Genomic DNA, 22,545 nt, shown 5'->3' on the forward strand with positions numbered 1-22,545 from the left:
CCTCCCTAATTGGTTAGTGTAAAGTCTTCTTTTACTTCTTGCTGAGCCTTTATTAAGTCATCTGATTGAGTTTCGTATACATGTTCAAATATATCAGCTAAAGTTGTTTTTTGTTCTGTTTCCGCTTCCCTAACAGCTTCATTGATGATTTCTTTCATTTTCTCTTTTGCTTCTCCATCTTTTTGTTCACTCCATAAGCCACGTTTTACCAAAAATTGTTTATATAATTCAATCGGATCACGCTTTTGCCATTTTTCAGTTTCTGACTCCTCCCGATATCTTGTTGGATCATCTGAAGTAGTATGTGGCCCAATCCTATAAGTCAATGCTTCAATTAACGTTGGTCCTTCTCCGTTTCTTGCCCGAATAGTTGCTTCTTTTGTAACTTTGTGAACCGCTAATACATCATTGCCATCTACACGGACACCCTCCATCCCATACGCGACTGCCTTTTGAGCTATTGTTTCTGAAGCTGTTTGTTTATCAATAGGAACACTAATGGCCCATTGGTTATTTTGACATAGAAATATGGCTGGAGCTTTATAGACAGCTGCCATATTTAATCCTTCATGAAAGTCTCCTTTTGACGTTCCTCCGTCTCCTAGAGTGGCCAGTGCCACACGGTCTTCTCCCCTCAATTTACTAGCCCAGGCTGCACCAACTGCCTGTGGTACTTGGGGTGGTATCATGATAGCCAACGGAAAAATATTCTTACTGTCACTGCTTCCATTCTTATGGCCCATTGTATAAAGTAAGGCGCTTTTTAAATCTTTTCCAAAGGTAAAACAAGCTGCCAAATCTCTTCCGTATGGAAATAGCCAGTCGCCTGATTGAAGATTAAAGGCAGCTCCAACCTGTGCCGCTTCCTGACCTTTAAATGGTGGATAAGTTCCGATTCTCCCCTGTCTTTGCAAACGAATTGCTCTTTCATCAAAAATTCTTGAAAAAAGCATTTTTTCGTACATCTCACAAAGCTCTTCATCAGTCATATCTAAACTTACACCTTCAATTAAATCCCCATTATCATCCATTACACGCACAATTTCATAATTATTATCAGTCATTGTAAGCCTCCTCCTAATTCTTTCATCTCGTTGCAAAAGTAGACACATTGATAGTATTACTACACATACTACACAATTTGTTCATATAATGAATAATATGTTCATTAAATGAAAATAACTAATCTTTTCTAAAAAGTTGTTGGATGCTCCTGAACTATTTTTTTCAACTTTTGGACTGATTTATCAAAAGCTTTCTGTTCATCTGCCACAAGGTCCCATTCCATGATCCTTTGAATCCCATCCTGATTTATAACAACCGGTACTCCTATACTTATTTCTTTAGCACCATATTCTCCATCCAATACAGTAGAAGCAGTCATAACTGTCCCTTCTTTTTGCGAAAGGGCATCAATGATTTTTCTTATTCCAACCCCAGTAGTCCAGCCAGTGGTTCGCGGTATATTCAAACTGTTAAACCGAACAAACCATGTTTTAATTTCCTGATAAATTTGGCTTTTTTGTTCGGTTGTAAACTCTATCCTTTCATCATTTCTTTTTACTTTTGAAAAAACAGGAACCTGTGTATCGCCATGTTCGCCTATAACAGGACTATACACGTCTTTGTTCGTATTCAACGTTTTATTGATCGCCCACCCAAATCGATATGAATCATTTAACGTATAACCGATTAACTGATTTTTTTGGAAACCCATTTTTTTATAAAGGTAATAATTTAATAGATCTACAGGATTTGAAGCGGTTACAATAATTGCGTCAGAGGCATACCTAGCTATATTACTGCCAATCTTATTAAAAATATTTATATTATCCATTAAATATGCTTCTCGTGAAGTTTCTTCATTTCGATTGGGAACCCCAGCAGTTATAACTATAATAGAAGAACCTTTAAGGTCTTCATATGTCCCACGATAAATATTTTTATCAGGGAACGCATTCTCCAAATCCATTAAATGATTATCAAGAAAGTTTTCATTAACATCAATTAAACAAAGCTCATCAGCATAACCTTCCAAAGAAATTGTCATTGCACAGCTTGATCCGAGCGTGCCAGCTGCTCCGATAATAGATATTTTTGACATGTCCATCTCCCTTTACTTTTTATAAGTAGGTCCTTCTCTTATTTTAATGTAATTAATATATCCCCATATTTTTTTGAATAAAAGAACTCAGTAGTCTTTCAAGATTATAGGGGGCTTATATCACCGTTGTGAACCACCATTATATTCAAATGACTCCTTTTTTAATCAACTAAAAACATTACTGATTGTGGAAAAAATGTTATAAAAAGTAAAAGAGCAAATAATACAATAACAGGTAGCATAACCCGTTTTGTAAGAATCGAAATACTTACTTTCCCCACACTAGCTGTAGTAAATAAACAAACCCCAAATGGGGGTGTTACCAAACCAATAGCAGTATTTATAGTTGCTATGATCCCGAAGTGTACAGAATCTATCCCTAAGTTTGTCATTATAGGTAAAAATAATGGTACTAAAATAACCAAAGTGGCCGATGTTTCCATAAATAAACCAATTATCAAAATGATTAGGTTAACAATAAGTAAAATAACAATTGGATTTTCAGAAAGTAATAACAACGTATTCGCAATTTGTTGCGGCAACCCTTCAGTGATAAGCATCCATGCCAATAAAGAAGCATTAGCAATAATAAACATTATATTTGCAGTCATTTTTGCTGACCCTAAAAAGACTCCCAATATTTCCTTCAAACCCATTTCTCGGTAAATTACAACACCAACAAATAATGCATAAACCACTGCAACTGCAGCAGACTCTGTAGGTGTGAAAATTCCTCCGAAAACGCCCCCTACTAAAATGATTGGTGTACCCAGCGCCCATATCGACTCTTTAAACGACTTCCAAAACTCTTTCAAATCAAATGAAATACTTTCTTCTTTAATATTTTGTTTTTTAATAAGAAAATAGTATAGAATAATTAATCCTGCACCAATTATCAGTCCTGCTGGTAACCCTGCCCGGTACAAATCAGACACCGAAGCATTTGTTAAATTACTATAAATAATAAAAGATATACTGGGGGGAATGATTACTCCCAAAGGACTTGCAGTTGCTACAATGGAACTAGCAAGTCCTCTATCATATCCTTTTTCTATCATTGAAGGGATCATTAAACTTCCTAGTGCTGCTGCAGTTGCTACCCCACTGCCGGAAATTGCAGCGAAGAACATACATGCAATAATAGTTACGATTCCCAGGCCCCCGTTGACTTTTCCTACAAGGGAGCTCGCAAATCTAATCATTCTTTTTGCAAGCCCTCCTTTTCCCATTATGTCCCCAGCTAATATAAAAAGAGGGATTGCAAGTAAAGCGGTTACATTTATGCCGCTAATAATTTGCTGTACGATAATATTAATTGGAATTTCGTTTATCAAAATATAAGCTATTGGGATTAAACCAATTGTAATAGCTACTGGGACGCCTAAAGCCATCAATAGCAATCCTGAAACTAGATATATTAACATTAATTGTCCTCCTGTCCCTTTCTTCTAAAAAACTGGACAATAAGGTGGATGAACATCAATATAGACATTACAGGCACCGCAGCATAGACAAAACTCATTGAAATGCCCATATTTGGTGAACGTTGCGCTGAAACTAAATCAAGCGTTCCCCATCCAACATATAGTAAAAAAATTGAGTAAAGGAGAATAGTTACCAACTTGAAATAGTAGAGCACTTTTTTTGCATTTGGAATAAAATTATCAACGATATTCACGCTCATTAAGGTCCTGTCTTTTAATACAACTGATGCGCCCAGTAATACAAGCCATATTGTCGCAAAACGAGCGGTTTCTTCTGTCCAAAAAGTACCAGTATCAAATATAAATCTTGCTACAACTTGTAAGAACAACACAACTGAGACTATTAATAACAAATAGGTTATAATATTCTTACATATTTTATTAAGAATTTCACTAACTTGTATAAAGATTTTCATTGGCACTTTCCTCTCTCTAAAGATTGGAAGTGATATTATAGTCTTGGAGTGTAATAAGTCAGTCAAATAAAGCTTTTATATCTTGGAAATACGTACTTCCATACTGCTCACTGTATTTCTCTTGCGTATCCGAAACTGCTTCAATAAATGAATCTTTATCTACTTCATTTATTTCCATACCTTCTTCTTCAATCTTTTGACGCAAGTTATCAGCTTCTGCAAGATTATGCTCACCCATACTTTCTGTGGCCTCAACTGCAGACTCTTCAATAATTTTCTGCAAATCTTCAGGTAACTGTTCTATGTTGCTAGTGCTTCCCATTAACGTATTAACCGCAAAAATATGTTCAGTCAACGAAAGGTATTTTTGAACTTCAGGAACATTTTGTGTATATATAATAGAGTAATCATTTTCTTGTCCATCAATTGCTCCTTGCTGCATCGCAGTATAGGCATCTCCCCATGGCATTGCTGTAGCTGTAGCCCCCATCTCATTTATTGTGTCTAAGTAAACTTCACTCTCAATCACTCGAATTTTAAGTCCATCCATATCTTCAGGATTTTCAACTGGATGATTCGATGTAGTGACACTTCTAAAACCTCTCGGTACAAATCCGTACGTTTTTATTCCTACCTCTTCTGTTTCCTTCAATAACTTATCTGCAATATTAGATTCAACGAACGTGTTTGCCTGATCCCAGTCCTCAAATAAATACGGAATGTCCAAAACACCAAATTCAGGAACAAAGTTTGTCACTGGAGAAGTTGTAATTACTGCTAAATCCAAATTCCCAAAAGTCATTGCTTCAAGTAATTCTCTTTCTTCACCGAGCTGTGCATTTGGAAAAATATTGATTTTTAGTCTACCATTCGAGCGTTCTTCAACTAATTCCTTAAATTCTTCGGCAAGTAAATGATAAGGATTAGTTTCAGTTGCAATATGTCCAAGCTGTAATTCGATTACCTCCTTACTATTACTATCTTCTCCGCTTACACTTTCCTGCTCTCCGCCGCACCCAGCTAAAACTAACAATAAAGACATGAATATTAATACAGTCTTTATTCCAATAATTTTTTTCATTCTCTTATCCTCCCTTGTATGATAGTTTTTTAAAACTTTAAACAGTTCCTTGTGGTGTTTTATTAACGGATTCTGTGATGTTATTAGCATTATTCAATAATTCCTTCAAGATTTTTTCCTTATTCTTTAACATCCGAGTTGTTGGTCCTGAAATACTTACGGCAGCAATCACCTCCTCACGGTGGTTTTTAATAGGGGCTGCAAAACAGGTTAATCCTTCAACCATTTCTTCTGCATCAATGGAATAACCCTGTTTACGAATTTTGGCTATATCCTGTATGAAAACTTCCTTTTTAATTAGGGTGCAATCTGTGAATTTTTTAAAATCTGTTTTGTTTATATATGAATTGATATGTTCATCCTCTTTTGAACTCAGTAATAACTTCCCAGATGCCGTCGAATATAAAGGTGCTGTCCAGCCTATATAAGATCCCATGTTAATGTCTTCGTTAGCTACTACTTTGTCAACGAAAGCAGCCAGATTATTACTCAAAACAACTAAATGAATGGTTTCATAAATTTTATCTCTTAATTCACACAAATACGGATGAGCAATTGTTTTTACATCCAGTCGTTGTAACAGGAGTGAAGAAAGGTGGATTATTTTCATACCGAGGCGATATTCTCCGGTTTGGGGATCCACTTCCAGCACTCCACGAGAACGAAGTGTATACAATATCCTGTATAAATTTGTACGGTTCATATGTGTTTCTTGCTGTATTTCTTTTATGGTAAGTGAATGTTCTCTTTCAAAAAGACTTAATACATCAATCGCGTTTGATAAAGTTTTTAGTGTGTATTGATCTGTCATGGCCATTCCAACTTTCTATTAAGAGTTATAAAAATTTTAATATTTTTATATTAATTCATATAATGAACAATAAGTTCAATATATGCACAATTTTTTCTTCATTTTGTTCTGATAGTGAATTAATTGTTCACTATTAGAACAAAATTTAAGGAAGCGAGTATCAAATGATTATAGTAAGCGCTTTCTATTTATGGAGAATTAAATCAGTTGATATGATTAATAAATATTTTTGTTTTCTAAATAATAAGATAACAATCTCATTAATAAATGTCAACATTTTTTTCAGTCTTTTTAAATAAATCTGGTTACTTATTACCATTTATGTTCTCGTAACCCAAGTTTTAGCTTGAAAACGTAGAAATCCCGTCACACCCGTATTCCTAATTTTCACGAGCTCGGGATGTGCACACACTTTAGGGTTAAAGTCCTAACGGTGAAGATCGTTGTAGTCGTTAGCTGGGGGCAAAGGTGTCCAGGGCAACCTGGAATGTAAAGGAAGCTGGAGGCAAATTTCCGACCGAGGAAAACGCACCTCATATTAGGTTGTAACTCTTGAATGAGACTGCTAAACAATTCGAAGCTCATGGTTGCAATGAATAGGGCGGGTCACAAGAATGGAAGTTGGTGCACTTTATGGCCTTGGCTGACTTCTGATGGTTCAGCGGATATTCGTATATCCGGTTATACAAAGTGTTGCGCATGTCTATCAGATCCCCCCGGGAGTACCGAGCATTTCTAGGTTGCTCAGGAAGGGCTGAATTTTTTAAAAATAATTGCCACTTCACGTACACAATGCTTGATGAAAGCAGAAACATGATAAACTTCCTAATAAGCAACAGTGGGCACACTTAAAAACGAGAGGGGATAACCCCTCCCGAACAAGTCATTCATCCAGCATCGTATCAACAATTTCTTCAGCTAATGCTTTCGCTGACAACACACCGCCAATGACCGGTGTATCACCAGGCAAGAAATGTGTATTTCCTTCTTCAACAAAGCTTAAATTTTCCCATACCGCGTTTCCTTCCAGCTGATCTTCAAAAATATTATCATCTTCTTGCACAACCGCGAAAAATTGCAAATCATCTTCCTGGAAGTTTTGCAAGGTTTCCACGCCAACTTCAGTGAACCCATACGGCTCGGGCTCCTCCGTTTGATAAACATTTTCAAAGCCCAGTTTTTCCATCACCGCTGCCGGATATGACGTATCCGTATAAAGCCTTAATATCGGGGAGTTTTGTGAAGAAAAGGTCATCGTTGCGATATATTTAGTGCCATCAAACCCGGCATCTGCCAGACGCTGCCGCTGCTTCTCATAAAATTCGTCTAGCTCGGCAACCGATTGTTCCGCTTGTTCTTCTTTCCTTGTCAATTTGGCAATCGTTTCAAATTCACCCATTAATTCGTTATACAGATCAGCTGAACCTTCTTCACTGTACGGAGCAAACATCACGACAGGTGCAATGTCCTCCAAACGGTCCATTATTTGCTCATGTCTGAATTCGGCCGCAATGATCAAATCGGGATCCAATCGGGAGATAGCTTCCAGATTCGGCTCTTCTCTTGTACCGACATCTTCAACACTGTCAGCCAGTTCTTCTTCGATATTCATCCAATCGTTGAAGCCATCGATATTAGGCACACCAGCTGGCTGCATCCCCAAGGAAAGCAATTGTTCTGCATTATACCATTCCAAGACGACAATATTTTCGGGGACATCTTCAATCGTCTTTTCTCCTGTCGCATCCTTTATCGTTATGGCGTCGTCCGTTGTTGCGTCGTCTGCACTGCTCCCTGTATCACGCTCATCCGACCCACATGCTGTTAATACAACCACTACGACCACACTTATCATTAAAAAAAGCCATTTCCGCATTGCGTTCACTCCTTGGATATGTATGTCTGTATGTCAATTGAGAATTATTCTCACTATTGTGCCAGTAAACTTTAGCGCCAATTGATCCGATTGTCAATCTTTTCTTTCCAGGTCAAATCGTGTATAATCAAATGAGAATGATAATCAGTTACTTGTACGCTGAGGAGTGAACGGACATGACCAAAGACGAACTATTTGATGTAACCGTTATAGGTGGCGGGCCTGCCGGGCTCTTTTCGGCCTTTTATAGTGGACTCAGAGACATGAAAACAAAAATCATTGAATATCAACCTCATCTGGGCGGCAAGGTTCACGTTTATCCCGAGAAAATGGTCTGGGATGTTGGTGGATTACCGCCGTTGACTGGAGCCAAATTCATTGAACAGGCCGTCGAGCAGGGATTGACCTTTGATCCTGACGTGGTGTTGGACGAACGCGTGACATCGATTACACGAAATGATGACGGCATTTATGAAATGCACGCAGCTTCAGGTCAGGTTCATTTTTCCAAAACGGTCATTGTGGCAGTTGGCAGCGGCATCCTCAACCCTAAAAAACTGGCCATCGAAGGAGCCGAAAAATTCGAGAATTCAAACCTTCATTACGCCGTTGAGTCGTTACAGCGTTTTAAGGATAAAACCGTGATGATTTCAGGCGGGGGAAGTTCGGCAACTGACTGGGCAAACGAACTGGAGTCTGTCGCCAAGCACGTCTTTATCACTTGCCGGAAAAATAATTTCGACTGTCATGAATCACAAGCAACCCAATTGAAAAACAGTTCAGTCGTCTGTTTCTTCCACTCAGCGATTACTGACTTGATAGCTGATGACGACGGCGAAACGATTAGGGAAGTTGAACTGAGCAACCATGAAACCGGCGCGGTCAATTATTTACCTGTTGATGATGTGATTGTCAATCATGGTTATGAACGCGATACGTCCCTGTTGGAAAACAGTCAGCTTGATATCGCCATTGCCGATAACTATTTTATTGCAGGCAGTGCCAACAGTGAATCATCGCTGGATGGCTTGTATGCGGCTGGTGATATTTTGATGCATGAAGGTAAATTAAACCTGATAGCAGGCGCCTACCAGGACGCGGCAAATGCCGTCAATCAGGCCAAGCAATTCATCCAGCCTGATGCTGATAAAGCTGCCATGGTCTCCTCACATAATGACGTGTTTGCTAAGCGCAACGAGGCATTAAAAAAGCAAATGATTCCATAACGTTTTAAGCGAGAAACCCGCATTCTGTTCGGAAAAGAATGCGGGTTTTTTGTTATGGTGCCTTATGGACCACTGCGTCAGATTCCCGCTGACCGATATCTTTACGGTAAAAGAAGTTTTCGGATTGAACATGTTGTCCCAGCCATTGATAGGCGGCTGCCGCTGCATCAGCCAAATCGGCACCCTTTGCACCTGCAAGCAGTACCCTTCCGCCATCGGAAACGAGCCCAGCATCTGTTTTACGCGTCCCGGCATGGACGACAAACGTCTTCGCATCAGGTCGTATATCCGGCAAACGCATGCCTTTTTCATAAGAGCCAGGATACCCTTTTGCCGCAACAACCACCCCTGCACAGCATTGTTCTTCCCACTGCAGGCCGGGGTCTTTTCCATTGAGGACATCCTGGAAAACCTGCAGCAAGCCATTTTTTAAAAGCGGCAGAACAACCTGTGTTTCCGGGTCACCGAAGCGGGCATTAAATTCAATGACTTTAGGACCAGCTTCCGTCATTATTAATCCTGCATACAATATGCCGGTAAATGGGGCTCCCGCTTCCATCATTCCGTCGGCAGCTTTTTGCAGGACATGTTCAGCTGCAAACGCCAGCGTATCCGGTGACACGGTTTGCGCCGGTGCAAATGCTGCCATTCCGCCCGTATTCGGTCCGCGATCATGATCATAAGCGCGCTTATGGTCGCGGGCAGGGATCATCGGGAACACACGATTTTCGTGAACAAACGCCATAAGGGAAAATTCTTCACCGCTCAGGCATTCTTCAATCACAACTGCCTTGCCCGCCTTTAAAAAAGCCCCGTGAACCAGAATGTCATCAACAGCTTTCCATGCTTCTTTAACAGTAGCGGCAACAGTCACACCTTTACCGGCAGCAAGTCCGTCAGCTTTGACAACAATTGGAGCACCCTTTTCTTCTATATACGCCTTGGCCTCATCAGCATCCGTAAAACTGGCGTATGCTGCGGTTGGAATATGATAGTTTTCCATGAACTTTTTCGCATAGTGCTTGCTTCCTTCGATTAAAGCAGCTTCTTTTGTTGGGGCAAAAATAGCCAGCCCTGCTTCATCAAATCTGTCGGCAATCCCGGCAAGAAGTGGTTCTTCCGGGCCGACAATCGTCAAATCAATCGCCTTTTGCCGCGCAAAGTTGATCAGTTTATCAATTTCGAGCTCATCAATAGTCACACAAGTTGCAACATCAGCCATTCCGCCATTTCCCGGGGCTGCATAAATATGATTGGTACGATCGCTTTCCGCCAGTTTCATCGCGATACTATGCTCACGCCCGCCGCGGCCGATAACGAGTAGATTCATAGGAAAACACCTTCCATCCTAATGTTTGAAATGCCGTGTTCCTGTCATTACCATCGCAATGCCATATTGATTGCACACATCAATCGAGTCTTGATCACGCTTGGAACCGCCGGGCTGAATAATGGCCTTGATTCCTGCCTTGGCTGCTTCCTCGGCCGTATCCGGCATCGGGAAGAAAGCATCCGAAGCGAGCACTGCCCCTTCCGCCTTGTCGCCGGCCTGTTCAAGTGAAATCTTGGCGGCCCCGATACGATTCATCTGCCCGGCGCCAATTCCGATGGTTTCCTGATCCTTCGCCAGTACAATCGCATTGGATTTAACGTGTTTGACCGTTTTCCAGGCAAACCATAAATCCGTCATGTCCGCTTCTGTCGGTTTTGTTTCGGTTGGGAATATCAGGTCGTCATGGTTCAGCTCTTTGGGGCCATTACCCTGAATCAGCACACCACCCTTTACCGTGGTTAGTTGATGGTCGGCCGATTTTGCCTCATCCATTTTCACTTCCAGCAGCCGGATATTTTTCTTTTTCGTTAAAATCGTGAAACCTTCATCGGTAAATCCCGGTGCGATAATAATCTCCAGAAAGATGCTGCTCAATTGCTCTGCTGTGTCGACATCGATTGGCCGATTACAGGCGACGATCCCGCCAAAAATCGAAACCGGATCGGCACGGTATGCTTTGGAAAAAGCCGTATTCACGTCTTCCGAAACGCCAATACCGCATGGATTCATATGTTTCACGGCCACGGCTGCCGGTTTGGCGTATTCAGCTATGATCTCAAGGGCCGCGTTCGCATCCTGGATATTGTTATAAGAAAGTTCCTTACCATGCAGCTGTCGGCCCGACGCAAGACTCATTCCCTGTTCATATGGTTTTTTATAAAATGCGGCCTGCTGATGTGGATTTTCGCCGTATCGTAATGTCTGCACCTTTTCATATGTAACGGTAAAGTTTTCCGGAAATGCCTCATCCGTAAAATAACCAGCGATCAGTGTATCGTATTGTGCCGTGTGGCGGAAAACCTTCGCGGCTAATTGTTTCCGCATTGGTGTATCGAGTTTGTCATGTTGAATAGCCTGTAAAACGTCTTTATAATCATCCGGATCAACAACCGCCGACACATAACGGAAACTTTTGGCAGCCGCACGCAGCATGGCTGGCCCACCGATATCGATGTTTTCAATGACTTCTGCCTTGGTGACACTTGATTGATCAAACGTTTGTTTAAACGGATAAAGATTGACGACAACGATATCGATCGGATTAATACTTTTGTCCAACATTTGCTGGCGGTGGCGGTCATCATCCCGTTTGGCCAGTAACCCGGCATGAATAATCGGGTGGAGCGTCTTCACCCGCCCGTCCAGCATTTCCGGAAAACCAGTCACATCCTCTACCGCTTTGACCGCAACCCCTGCTTCCTTCAGTGTCCGCAGTGTCCCACCGGTGGAAATGATGTCGTAATTCAGCGCCGCAAGTCCTCTGGCAAAATCAACGATGCCCGTTTTATCAGAAACACTTATTAACACCTGCTTGTTCATGGAAACACTCCTTGTTTTAGTAAATCTTTGCGCTGTTGTCGCGCAAGTTAGCGTTGCTCTCGCTCGAGTTGGCGTTGCTCGCGCTCAAGTTTGTGCTGCTCTCGCTCGAGTTTGTGCTGCTCTCGCTCGAGTTTGTGCTGCTCTCGCTCGAGTTTCGGCGCTTCTCGCTCGAGTTAGCGTTGCTCTCGCCCGAGTTTGTGCTGCTCCCGCTCGAGTTTCGGCGCTTCTCGCTCGAGTTAGCGTCGATCTCGCTCGAGTTGGCGTTGCTCTCGCTCGAGTTGGCGTTGCTCGCGCTCAAGTTTGTGCTGCTCTCGCTCAAGTTTGTGCTGCTCTCGCTCAAGTTGGCGTTGCTCTCGCTCGAGTTAGCGTTGCTCTCGCTCGAGTTAGCGTTGCTCTCGCCCGAGTTTGTGCTGCTCTCGCTCGAGTTATCCACTTTCGTAAATGCAGTGTATAAATCAGCATTGATGACCAAATCATTCCTCGTACTTTAGCAGCTGCTGAATCACGTGCGGATATAACGTGTGCTCAACTTGCTGAATACGTTCCGTCAATCGTTCTATGGTGTCATCAGGGAAAACCGAGACCTTCCGCTGTGCAATAATCGGGCCGGTATCAATGCCATCGTCAACATAATGAGCCGTAACGCCTGTCGTCTTTACCCCCGCTTGATAGGCCTGCCCAATTGCATCTTTACCTGGGAAATCCGGCAGTAGTGACGGGTGGATGTTAATAATCCTATTCGGATACGCATTTAAGAGGATTGGACCGATTAGCCGCATATATCCCGCCAAAAAAACCCAAGTTACGCGTGCAGCGCGCAGCCTCTCCAGCAATATCTGCTCATAGTCAGCCTTTGAATCAAACACTTTCGGATCAAACACCAATACCGAAACACCAAACTGCTCGGCCCTATCAATCACAGCGGCATCATGTTTGTCACAAACAAGTAACTCAATGTCACAGAGCAAATCATCCTTCTCCATAATGGCCTGAAAGTTACTGCCGGCACCGGATGCAAAAATAGCTGCCTTTACGTTATTCATGGCGACATATGCACCCCTTCATCCGGCACGACCCGGCCGATAATTGACGCCGTTTCACCTTTCTCTCTGAGAATGTTCAGCGCAGCCTCTGTATCATCTTGTGCAACCACAATGGTCATCCCGATTCCCATATTAAAAATGCCATACATGTCCTCATCGGTCATGTCACCAAGCTGCTGTAGAAATGGGAAAATGGCAGGGCGCTCCCAGCTGGATAATTCAATTGCCACACCAAGCCCGGCCGGCAATATCCTCGGCAAGTTTTCGTAAAATCCGCCGCCGGTTATATGGGAAATCCCTTTGACGGGTACTTCATTCATAACGGCACCCACCGCATCAGCATAAATTCTGGTCGGCGTTAACAAAACGTCATCAAGCTGCTTCCCGCCAAGACTTTCATATGTTGTCGTCAGATCCAAATCTTGCACTAATTGCCTCACAAGTGAGTAGCCGTTGGCATGAATACCGCTTGATGCCAGGCCAATCACAGCGTCACCCGCTGAAATCGCCTCCCCGGTTACAAGTTCGGATTTTTCCACAATACCGACTGTAAACCCGGCTAAGTCATATTCACCCTCATTATACATCCCCGGCATTTCCGCTGTCTCCCCACCAATCAATGCGGCTTCCGCTGCCACACATCCGTCCGAAATACCAGCGACAATCTGCTCAATCACGGCTGGATCATTTTTGCCGCATGCAATGTAATCAAGGAAAAATAACGGACGCGCACCCTGGGCAACGATATCATTCACACACATAGCAACAAGGTCAATACCAACCGTGTCATGTCTTTCCAACGCAAACGCCAGCTTTAATTTTGTTCCGACACCATCTGTTCCGGAAACGAGCACCGGCTCCTGATAGTTGAACGACATGAGGTCAAATAGGCCGCCAAACCCGCCAATACTGCTCAGCACTTCTTTGCGTGGGGTTCTGGCGATATGTTTTTTCATACGTTCGACCGCATTATAACCTTTTTCAACATCCACGCCGGCCGATTTGTACACATTTTCCATGCTTTGAACCACCTTTTCATCAGTCCCTATAAACAACTTGCTGCTCCCTGTCTTCTGTTATCGGATAATTCCCGGTCATACACGCTGTACAAATGCCCTGATGGATCGTTTTATCCTTTACAATGGCTTCTTTCAGTCCGATAACCGACAAATATTCAATACTGTCCGCTCCGATCATCTTACCTATGTCACCAACCGAATGATTGGCGGCAACTAATTCGTCCCGTGTTGACATGTCAATCCCGTAATAGCACGGATACTGTATCGGCGGTGAGGCGATTCGGACATGAACTTCCGAGGCACCAGCCTGTTTCAGCATATGGACAATCCGTTTACTTGTCGTTCCGCGAACAACCGAATCATCGATCATAACGATCCGCTTGCCCGCAACAATGCCCCGGACCGGTGCCAGTTTTAGTTTGACCCCTTGTTCTCGCAATTCCTGGGAAGGTTGGATGAACGTTCTGCCGATGTAGCGATTCTTGATAATGCCCATTTCATACGGGAGCCCGCTCGCTTCCGCATAGCCGATAGCCGCCGAAATGCTGGAATCCGGCACCCCGATGACCATATCGGCGTCGACCGGTGCTTCTTTTGCCAGTTCCATTCCCATCCGTTTTCGTGCTGCATGAACATTCACCTCATTGACATCACTGTCTGGCCGTGACAAATAGACATACTCCATCGCACACATCTTCCGCTGCCCTCTCATGGCAAAGCGGGTCGACGTTATGCCGTCATCACTGATGGTTATCAGTTCACCGGGCAAAACTTCCCGTTCAAATGTTGCACCAATCTGGTCAAAAGCGCACGTTTCGGATGCCATCACATAGGCACTGCCCAACCGACCGATCGACAGCGGTCGAACACCACTCGGGTCAAGCGCTGCATACATTTTGTCTTCGGTTAGAATGAGAAATGCATATGCGCCGGTAATCCGGTTCAGCGCGGCGGTAATTGATGTTTCATTAATCGCCATGCCATCGCGTTTAATCAGATGGGCAAGCACTTCGGTATCGGAAGACGTCTGTAAAATGCTGCCCTGGTCTTCAAGCTGACCGCGCAATTTGTCGGCATTTATGATATTGCCGTTGTGAGCGAGTGCCATGCCTTCTGTTTGTGACCGGAACACTAACGGCTGAACATTTTCGTGAGTCTTCCCGCCCTGTGTGGAATAGCGGACATGGCCGACTGCCTTATCGCCGGAAAATTCGCTAAACTTAGCTTGTTTAAAGACATCATTAACAAGGCCAAGTCCTTTATGAACGTTTAATTCCCGGCCGTCGCTGACAACCACACCTGCACCCTCCTGGCCGCGATGCTGCATCGAATGAAGGCCGTAATACGTCAGTTCGGCTGCTTTGTCATGACCCCAAATCCCGAACACGCCACACTCTTCATTCATGCCTTTCATGTCAGCAAGCATGGAATGGCCCCTTTCCACAAGTTGTGAAGCGACCGGACATCTTCTTTGATAAACGGTTCATTCGCGGTTGTTATAATGAATTCACCGCTGTCGTTTACCGTACCGATCTGATGGGCATCCATTATAGCCGCTTCAAATTGTTCCCTTTTGTCCGGACTGACCGATATAAGAAAACGTGATGGTGTTTCACTGAACAGCGCAATCGTCGGGTCGCCAGAGATGTCTGCTTTGAGCCCTAACCCTTTGCCATTAAAAACACTCTCAGCAAGTGCAACACCCAGGCCGCCTTCAGCCAAGTCATGGGCTGACCGAACCAGCCCCTGCCGTATTGCTGTCAGCAGCTGATTTTGCCGATCAGCTTCCACCTGCAAATCAAGGAATGGTGCTTTCCCCTGATATGTACCTTCTATAACATTTTGCAATTCACTGCCGCCAAATTCCGCCTTCGTCTCGCCGATGACATAGATAAGATCCCCTGACTCCTGGAAAAAGGTCGGTGTCAAATAATCGAGCGATTCAAGCAGGCCAACCATGCCAACGACCGGTGTTGGGAAAATCGATTTGCCGTTTGATTGGTTGTATAACGATACATTTCCGCTGACAACTGGTGTCCCAAGCTTACGGGCGGCTTCACTCATGCCATCCACACTTTTTTCCATCTGCCAGAAAACTTCCGGATTCGTCGGATTGCCAAAATTCAACCCATCCGTTAAACCGAGCGGCCGGGCACCTGAACAGATAATATTCCGTGCTGCTTCAGCTACCGCAATTCTGCCACCCATTTCCGGATCCAGATAAATGTAGCGCGCATTACAATCGGTAGTAATCGCCAATGCTTTATCGGTCCCTTTTATCCGGATTACTGCCGAATCCGATCCTGGTGCAACAACCGTATTCGTCTGCACCATCGAATCGTACTGCCCATAAACCCATTCCTTGCTGGCGATTGTCGGCTGCTGCAAAAGCTGTTTTAGTAACGTTCCATGATCCGTTACATGGGGCACCGTATTTTCCATTTGCCTGAACGCCTTAACATACGCCGCTTCCTTTGACGGCATATGATAAACCGGTGCTTCTTCAGCCAGGGCATCAACCGGAATATCGGCAACAACCTCACCATGCTGTTTAAGCAAGAATGATTTTTCCTCAGTAACGTCTCCAACAGCCACTGCCTGCAACCCATACTTTTCAAAAACGTCCATGATTTCCTGTTCGCGCCCCTGTTTGACAACGAGCAGCATTCGCTCCTGCGATTCAGACAGCATTAATTCATAGGCACTCATATCTTGCTTGCGCTGGGGCACCAAATCCAGGTTCATCGTTATGCCTGTACCGGCTTTGCTCGCCATCTCACTTGCGGAAGATGTGAGGCCCGCCGCTCCCATATCCTGCATCCCAACAAGCGCATCGGAATCAATGATCTCGAGACAAGCTTCAATCAGCAGTTTTTCCATAAACGGGTCGCCCACCTGAACAGACGGCCGGTCCTGATCTGAATCATCGGCCAGGTCGTCCGATGCGAATGTCGCACCATGAATCCCGTCGCGGCCGGTTGGCGCACCTGCATAGATCACCGTGTTACCGACACCAGCTGCGATACCTTTTTGAATAGCATCATGGTCGATCAAGCCGACACACATCGCATTAACGAGCGGGTTGTCTTCATAACTGTCATCAAATTGCGTGTCACCGCCCACCGTCGGCACACCAACACAGTTTCCATAGCTGGCAATTCCGTGAACCACTTCCTGAAACAGGTATTTCGTCCGAGCAGTTGTCAGGTTTCCAAACCGCAATCCGTTCATTAAGGCAACCGGACGAGCTCCCATCGAAAACACATCACGGATGATGCCACCAACACCTGTTGCAGCCCCTTGATACGGTTCCACAGCTGATGGATGGTTATGGCTTTCCACTTTGAAAACAACCGCCTGACCATCACCAATATCAATAACACCTGCACCTTCACCCGGCCCCTGTAAAACACGCGGGCCATCTACTGGAAACTTTTTCAGAAGCGGTTTTGACGTTTTGTAACTGCAATGTTCTGACCACATGACTGAAAAGATTCCTGTCTCGGTAAAATTTGGACGCCGCTGCAGGATGCCTTTGACCTTTTCATATTCGTCATCACTTAACCCCATCTCAAGGTACAATTTTTCCTGTTCAACTTTTTCTGGACTGATATTAGACGTTAACGGCATAGGCGTCCCTCCAATTTTCGATCAGTGACTGAAAAAGCCTGACACCGTCGTCACTGCCGAGCAATTTTTCCATCGCACGTTCCGGATGCGGCATCATACCGAGTACATTTCCTTGTCGATTGACAATACCAGCAATCTCGGCAGTCGATCCGTTCGGGTTGCGCGCGTAGGTGAAGACAATCTGGTTGTTCGTTTTTAAGGCTGCCAGTGTTGCCTCATCACAGAAATAATTCCCTTCCCCATGGGCGATCGGCAAATGAATCGTTTCGCCTTTTTGATAGTTTGTCGTAAATCGTGTTTCATGGTTGGTAACAGTGAGTGCTTCCTGGTGACACATGAATGATAGATTATTGTTAGGCAGCATGGCACCGGGCAGCAAACCGGCTTCCAGCAAAATTTGAAAGCCATTGCAGACACCCAGTACCGGCTTGCCTTGTTCAGCTTGTGCTTTCACTTGCTCCATCATCTCTGATGTTGATGCAATGGCTCCCGAGCGCAAGTAATCACCATACGAAAACCCGCCCGGTAGCAAAATCGCGTCGTAGTTTTCAAGATTACCATATTCATACCAGACTAACTCAGCTTCCATCCCGAGCACATCTTTTACAGCATGTGACATATCATGATCACCATTCGATCCGGGGAACACAATGACAGCAAACTTCATGGACGGACAGCCTCCTCCACATCAACGTGATAGTCTTCCATGACCGGATTAACCAATAGTTTGTCGCACATTTCGCCGACACGTCTATCAATATCCGCATGCTCTTCCACGAACAGTTCAACCAGCTTACCTGTTTGGACAGCTTCCACTTCGGAAAATCCCAGCGCATTGAGAGATGTCTGAATGGCTTTGCCCTGCGGATCGAGCACGCCCTGCTTCGGCATAATATGGATGGTAACTTTTTTCATGTCCTGGCCTTCAGTCGATTCAATAGTTTTTGATAGACTTCCAGCAAATCGCCCGTTCCCTGGCGAAAGACATCCTTATCCAGGTTTTCGTTTGTCGTTATGTCCCAAAGTCTGCACGTATCAGGTGAAATTTCATCAGACAGCACGACATATCCGTTTGCCAGCCGCCCGAATTCGAGTTTGCAATCGACGACTTTAAGATTGATCGATTCAAATAGCTTGGATAGCTGCCGGTTGACTTCCAGGGCTTTCGTTTTGATTTCCCGCAGTTCTGATCTGGTGATGTCAATCAGAAATAATGCATGCTCATCATTAACCAGCGGATCCCCCAAACCATCATCTTTGTAAAACAACTCGACAAGCGCCGGATTGAACGATGTGTCCGTTTCGATTCCGAGCCTTCGTGTAATACTCCCTGCAGCCACGTTCCGCACGACAACTTCCAGCGGGATGATTTCCGTCTGATGGACAAGCTGCTCAATCCCGGAAAGCTTTTCGATAAAGTGTGTCTGGACACCTTTTTCATTTAAAAACTCGAAAATATGGGCGGCAATATCGTTATTCAACCGGCCTTTTCCGGTCAATATGGCTTTTTTATCACCATTAAATGCGGTGACATCATTTTTGTATTCCAACACGATATGTCCCGGCTTACCCTGTGCCTGGTAAACCCGTTTTGCTTTGCCTTCATATAACAGTTCAGCCTGCATCATTCCACCTCAAGTCCGATCCGACTAAATATCGCATCCACATTTTTCAAATGATACGTATAATCAAAGCAATCATCCATCTCGGCTTGTGTTAGTTTAGTACTAATCGCTTCATCAGCTTCGACCAATGCTCTGAAGTGCGTTCCGGTCTCCCATGCTTGCATCGCCTTTGGCTGGACCAGATCATAGGCTTCTTCACGGGCCATACCTTTATCAACGAGTGTGAGTAATACCCGCTGGGAAAATATAACACCATGCGTTTTATCAATATTGCGTTTCATATTTTCCGGGAACACGGTCAGTTTGCTGATAATATTGGAAAACCGGTTCAACATATAATTAAGGGCAATGGTTGCGTCGGGTAAAATAATCCGTTCCGCCGAAGAGTGGGAAATATCCCGTTCATGCCAAAGGGACACATTTTCATAAGCTGTCACCATGTGCCCTCTCAGTACGCGGGCAAGACCGGTCATGTTTTCTGAGCCGATTGGGTTACGTTTATGCGGCATAGCAGACGACCCTTTCTGCCCTTTCGCAAAATACTCTTCCACTTCTCGCGTTTCCGTTTTTTGCAGCCCGCGTATTTCGGTCGCGAACTTTTCAATTGATGTGGCGATCAGCGACAGCGCCGAAACATATGCAGCATGACGGTCGCGCTGCAATGTTTGGGTTGAAACAGGCGCAGGTGACAGGCCAAGGTGTTCACAAACATATTGTTCAACGAATGGATCAATGTTGGCATAGGTCCCGACCGCGCCCGACAGTTTGCCAAATTCGATGTCTTTTGCCGCCAGTTCAAAGCGCTCCAAATGGCGTTTCATTTCCTCGTACCAGAGCGCCATCTTCAGACCGAACGTTGTCGGCTCTGCATGAACACCATGCGTGCGCCCCATCATGACGGTATGTTTATGTTCGATAGCTTTATTTTTCAGGATAGCGATAAAGTTGTTTAAATCTGTGCGGATGATGTCGTTCGCCTGCTTCAGCAAATAGGATTGCGCTGTATCAACAACGTCTGTTGAGGTGAGCCCGTAATGGACCCACTTTCGCTCATCGCCCAATGATTCGGAAACCGCGCGGGTAAAGGCCACCACATCATGCCGTGTCTCCTGTTCAATTTGCTGAATCCGCTTCACCTGAAAAGAAGCCTTCCGGCGAATGAGTTCCGCATCATCTGCTGGGATAATGCCCAGTTCACGCCAAGCTTCACATGCGAGAATCTCCACCTCCAGCCATGCGTTGTATTTGTTTTCATCACGCCAGATGACACCCATTTCTTCCCGTGTATAGCGTTCAATCATTGCTTTGCCTCCTCATAGACTGCCAGTTGTTGTTTTGCTTCATCCAATGTTTCCGCGATAAACGTGATATGTCCCATTTTCCGTTTCGGTTTGATCATCTCTTTTCCGTACAAATGCAAGAAACCATGTTGTGTTGTCGGCAGCACATTCAAGGCGGTTTCCATGCCGTCACCCAGAATGTTCATCATCACAGCTGGCCTTAGCAGTTCAACCGGCATCAATGGTAAACCGCAAACAGCCCGGATATGTTGTTGAAACTGCGATACATTGCAGCCCTCAATCGTATAATGCCCTGAATTATGTGGTCTTGGTGCCATTTCGTTCAGATAAATAGCGTCTCCTCTGACGAACATTTCTATCGCAAACGTTCCGACTATACCCATTTCCACCGCAAGCTTTCCAGCTGCATCAAGCGCTTTTTGCTGGACTGTATCACTGATGGCAGCGGGGACTGTTGTCTTGTATAAAATGTGATCTCGATGCTCATTCTCAGCAATCGGGAAAAAGGTGACCTCACCTGAACGCCCGCGCGTGAACACGACGGATATTTCTTTATCGAATGGAATCCATTGTTCGATAATGCATGTGTTATCCTGATCGGCAAAATCACAGGCTGCCGGAATATCATCTTTTGTGTTTAATCTGAGCTGGCCTTTGCCATCGTATCCACCGCTGATGGTTTTTATGACCGCGGGGAGCGGCATGTCCTCAAGGGCCCACTCACACGTTTGACTGTCCCGGACAATCTTATAAATGGGTACCGGCAGCCCGGCATCCTGCATGACTGTTTTCTCTTTTTCCCGGTTCTGGGTAATCGCTAATGCATATGTACCCTGCGGAAGTTTCGCTTCATCTTCTATATAAGTCGCAGCATCAAGGTCAACATTTTCAAATTCATATGTCACAACGTCACTGATGGCCGTCAGCTTTTGAATCCCGTCCATATCATCATAAGCCGCTATGATGTGCTGATCGGTAACTTGTGCGGTTGGACAATTTGGTGTCGGGTCGAGAACCGCAACCCGATAGCCCATGTATTTGGCAGCGATGGCCATCATGCGCCCAAGCTGGCCGCCGCCGATAATCCCGATTGTTTCCGGCGGCATGATCATGTTATCGTTCCGCAAGCTCATCCCTCATTTCATTCACCGATTGTTTCATATTTTCACGGTAATCTTTCAATCTCTCGGCAACATCATCATCAAACATCCCAATCATCTGTGCAGCCAATAATCCGGCATTCCTGGCACCTGACTCTCCGATGGCCACCGTCGCAGTTGGCACACCGCCAGGCATTTGCACGATTGAAAGCAAGGAATCCAGGCCATTCAGCGCTTTTGACTGCACCGGCACCCCGATGACCGGCAGTGTTGTCTGCGCTGCAACCATCCCGGGCAAATGCGCCGCACCGCCTGCCCCGGCGACGATCGCCTTTAACCCGCGCTCACGTGCCGTTTTGGCATATGTAAACATATCATCGGGTGTCCGATGCGCGGACATCACATCTTTTTCGTACGGAATCTGCAGTTCATCCAATACGCCGCACGTATGCTGCATTGTTTCCCAGTCAGATATACTTCCCATAATGACGCCAACTTGTGCCATCATATCCCTCTTTTCGACCATTATCGTCAAAGCTTGAACATATCATGTCTTCATATGAAAATAAAATAAGTCTATTCGTCTCCCCCATATCTATGAGAGAAGATGAATAGACTTAGCACGACCAAACAGACCTATGCCCGGCTCAAACCGTGACAACAGCTACACGTGCAGCCACAACTAACGAAACATGTTGCCACAGTGTCCCATCCTCCCTCATAGTCCAGCATTTACGGTGCCGGGTAGAGACTTTCAGGCCATATCCCCGAAAATATATGAGGTTATCGTATTTAATTGTTAGTTTCAGCATAGCAGATATCGCTTGAACGCGTCAATAGAAATCGAACAATTAAATTAAATTTATACGGAACGTTCGGTTTTAACCAAGATATCGTCCGTCCAGAAACGTGCTCTGCAATGGTTTTAGACAACCGATATACCATTCGAATGTAAAT

At 44.6% G+C, this 22,545-nt stretch carries 21 protein-coding genes and 1 riboswitch; of the genes, 2 read left to right on the forward strand and 19 right to left on the reverse strand.

The features are described 5' to 3' along the window. Window positions 1–5: 5 nt before the first annotated feature. The 7 genes from pdhA to ACFQ4A_RS04055 all read right to left on the reverse strand — a co-directional run bounded on the left by pdhA (window position 6) and on the right by ACFQ4A_RS04055 (window position 7,772). Window positions 6–1,064, reverse strand: a complete 1,059-nt coding sequence (gene pdhA, locus ACFQ4A_RS04025; RefSeq protein ID WP_382397822.1) for a pyruvate dehydrogenase (acetyl-transferring) E1 component subunit alpha — start codon at window positions 1,062–1,064, stop codon at window positions 6–8. Between the two features lie 128 nt (window positions 1,065–1,192). After that, window positions 1,193–2,104 (reverse strand): malate dehydrogenase, encoded by a 912-nt coding sequence (locus ACFQ4A_RS04030; protein ID WP_382397824.1) that lies wholly within the window; start codon window positions 2,102–2,104, stop codon window positions 1,193–1,195. A 161-nt stretch (window positions 2,105–2,265) separates the two neighbouring features. Next, on the reverse strand, window positions 2,266–3,528 hold the full coding sequence (locus tag ACFQ4A_RS04035; protein ID WP_382397826.1) for a TRAP transporter large permease: 1,263 nt from the start codon (window positions 3,526–3,528) through the stop codon (window positions 2,266–2,268). After that, complete coding sequence (locus tag ACFQ4A_RS04040) at window positions 3,528–4,004, reverse strand: TRAP transporter small permease (RefSeq protein ID WP_382397828.1); 477 nt, start codon at window positions 4,002–4,004, stop codon at window positions 3,528–3,530. The genes ACFQ4A_RS04035 and ACFQ4A_RS04040 overlap by 1 nt, the downstream gene beginning before the upstream one ends. Before the next feature lie 58 nt (window positions 4,005–4,062). Further along, window positions 4,063–5,085: a TRAP transporter substrate-binding protein gene (locus ACFQ4A_RS04045; protein ID WP_382397830.1), complete on the reverse strand. Its 1,023-nt coding sequence runs from the start codon at window positions 5,083–5,085 to the stop codon at window positions 4,063–4,065. 37 nt (window positions 5,086–5,122) lie between these two features. Further along, window positions 5,123–5,896 carry an IclR family transcriptional regulator gene (locus ACFQ4A_RS04050; RefSeq protein WP_382397832.1) on the reverse strand — a complete coding sequence of 258 codons (774 nt, stop codon included), beginning with the start codon at window positions 5,894–5,896 and terminating at the stop codon, window positions 5,123–5,125. An 883-nt stretch (window positions 5,897–6,779) separates the two neighbouring features. Continuing rightward, window positions 6,780–7,772 (reverse strand): ABC transporter substrate-binding protein, encoded by a 993-nt coding sequence (locus ACFQ4A_RS04055; RefSeq protein ID WP_382397834.1) that lies wholly within the window; start codon window positions 7,770–7,772, stop codon window positions 6,780–6,782. A gap of 176 nt (window positions 7,773–7,948) precedes the next feature. Between ACFQ4A_RS04055 and ACFQ4A_RS04060 the strand changes: the two genes are divergently transcribed. Continuing rightward, window positions 7,949–8,998 (forward strand): NAD(P)/FAD-dependent oxidoreductase, encoded by a 1,050-nt coding sequence (locus ACFQ4A_RS04060; protein ID WP_382397836.1) that lies wholly within the window; start codon window positions 7,949–7,951, stop codon window positions 8,996–8,998. A 52-nt stretch (window positions 8,999–9,050) separates the two neighbouring features. On the opposite strand, the gene purD is transcribed toward ACFQ4A_RS04060, so the two are convergent. Both purD and purH read right to left on the reverse strand, forming a co-directional pair. Continuing rightward, entirely contained in the window at window positions 9,051–10,328 is a 1,278-nt protein-coding gene (purD, locus tag ACFQ4A_RS04065) for a phosphoribosylamine--glycine ligase (RefSeq protein WP_382397838.1), read from the reverse strand. 18 nt (window positions 10,329–10,346) lie between these two features. Further along, window positions 10,347–11,870 carry a bifunctional phosphoribosylaminoimidazolecarboxamide formyltransferase/IMP cyclohydrolase gene (gene purH, locus ACFQ4A_RS04070; RefSeq protein ID WP_382397840.1) on the reverse strand — a complete coding sequence of 508 codons (1,524 nt, stop codon included), beginning with the start codon at window positions 11,868–11,870 and terminating at the stop codon, window positions 10,347–10,349. Between the two features lie 35 nt (window positions 11,871–11,905). On the opposite strand from purH, the gene ACFQ4A_RS04075 reads away from it, so the two are divergent. Then, the gene (locus ACFQ4A_RS04075; RefSeq protein ID WP_382397842.1) at window positions 11,906–12,361 is read left to right on the forward strand and encodes a hypothetical protein; all 456 of its coding nucleotides are present in this window, start codon (window positions 11,906–11,908) and stop codon (window positions 12,359–12,361) included. On the opposite strand, the gene purN is transcribed toward ACFQ4A_RS04075, so the two are convergent. Genes purN through purE form a run of 10 tightly spaced genes read right to left on the reverse strand, consistent with a single transcriptional unit; the run spans window position 12,344 to window position 22,093 of the window. Next, window positions 12,344–12,913 carry a phosphoribosylglycinamide formyltransferase gene (gene purN, locus ACFQ4A_RS04080; RefSeq protein ID WP_382397844.1) on the reverse strand — a complete coding sequence of 190 codons (570 nt, stop codon included), beginning with the start codon at window positions 12,911–12,913 and terminating at the stop codon, window positions 12,344–12,346. The genes ACFQ4A_RS04075 and purN overlap by 18 nt on opposite strands. Continuing rightward, a complete protein-coding gene (purM, locus tag ACFQ4A_RS04085; protein ID WP_382397846.1) occupies window positions 12,910–13,932 on the reverse strand; it encodes a phosphoribosylformylglycinamidine cyclo-ligase in 1,023 nt (340 codons plus the stop codon). The genes purN and purM overlap by 4 nt, the downstream gene beginning before the upstream one ends. A 19-nt stretch (window positions 13,933–13,951) precedes the next feature. Next, window positions 13,952–15,358, reverse strand: a complete 1,407-nt coding sequence (gene purF / locus ACFQ4A_RS04090; RefSeq protein WP_382397848.1) for an amidophosphoribosyltransferase — start codon at window positions 15,356–15,358, stop codon at window positions 13,952–13,954. Next, window positions 15,343–17,562 carry a phosphoribosylformylglycinamidine synthase subunit PurL gene (gene purL, locus ACFQ4A_RS04095; protein ID WP_382397850.1) on the reverse strand — a complete coding sequence of 740 codons (2,220 nt, stop codon included), beginning with the start codon at window positions 17,560–17,562 and terminating at the stop codon, window positions 15,343–15,345. The genes purF and purL overlap by 16 nt, the downstream gene beginning before the upstream one ends. Beyond that, window positions 17,546–18,229 carry a phosphoribosylformylglycinamidine synthase subunit PurQ gene (gene purQ / locus ACFQ4A_RS04100; protein WP_382397852.1) on the reverse strand — a complete coding sequence of 228 codons (684 nt, stop codon included), beginning with the start codon at window positions 18,227–18,229 and terminating at the stop codon, window positions 17,546–17,548. The genes purL and purQ overlap by 17 nt, the downstream gene beginning before the upstream one ends. After that, window positions 18,226–18,477, reverse strand: a complete 252-nt coding sequence (gene purS / locus ACFQ4A_RS04105; protein WP_382397854.1) for a phosphoribosylformylglycinamidine synthase subunit PurS — start codon at window positions 18,475–18,477, stop codon at window positions 18,226–18,228. The genes purQ and purS overlap by 4 nt, the downstream gene beginning before the upstream one ends. After that, entirely contained in the window at window positions 18,474–19,187 is a 714-nt protein-coding gene (gene purC / locus ACFQ4A_RS04110) for a phosphoribosylaminoimidazolesuccinocarboxamide synthase (RefSeq protein ID WP_382397856.1), read from the reverse strand. Before purC ends, purS begins: the two co-directional genes overlap by 4 nt. Beyond that, window positions 19,187–20,488, reverse strand: coding sequence for an adenylosuccinate lyase (gene purB / locus ACFQ4A_RS04115; RefSeq protein WP_382397858.1), 1,302 nt, complete (start codon window positions 20,486–20,488; stop codon window positions 19,187–19,189). The genes purC and purB overlap by 1 nt, the downstream gene beginning before the upstream one ends. After that, a complete protein-coding gene (gene purK, locus ACFQ4A_RS04120; protein ID WP_382397860.1) occupies window positions 20,485–21,615 on the reverse strand; it encodes a 5-(carboxyamino)imidazole ribonucleotide synthase in 1,131 nt (376 codons plus the stop codon). The genes purB and purK overlap by 4 nt, the downstream gene beginning before the upstream one ends. Further along, window positions 21,602–22,093, reverse strand: coding sequence for a 5-(carboxyamino)imidazole ribonucleotide mutase (purE, locus tag ACFQ4A_RS04125; RefSeq protein WP_382397862.1), 492 nt, complete (start codon window positions 22,091–22,093; stop codon window positions 21,602–21,604). The genes purK and purE overlap by 14 nt, the downstream gene beginning before the upstream one ends. A gap of 196 nt (window positions 22,094–22,289) precedes the next feature. Next, a riboswitch (purine riboswitch) is annotated at window positions 22,290–22,389 on the reverse strand. Window positions 22,390–22,545 lie beyond the last annotated feature (156 nt).

The organism is Lentibacillus salinarum (assembly GCF_042679865.1).
Taxonomy (GTDB): Bacteria; Bacillota; Bacilli; order Bacillales; family Amphibacillaceae; genus Lentibacillus; species Lentibacillus salinarum.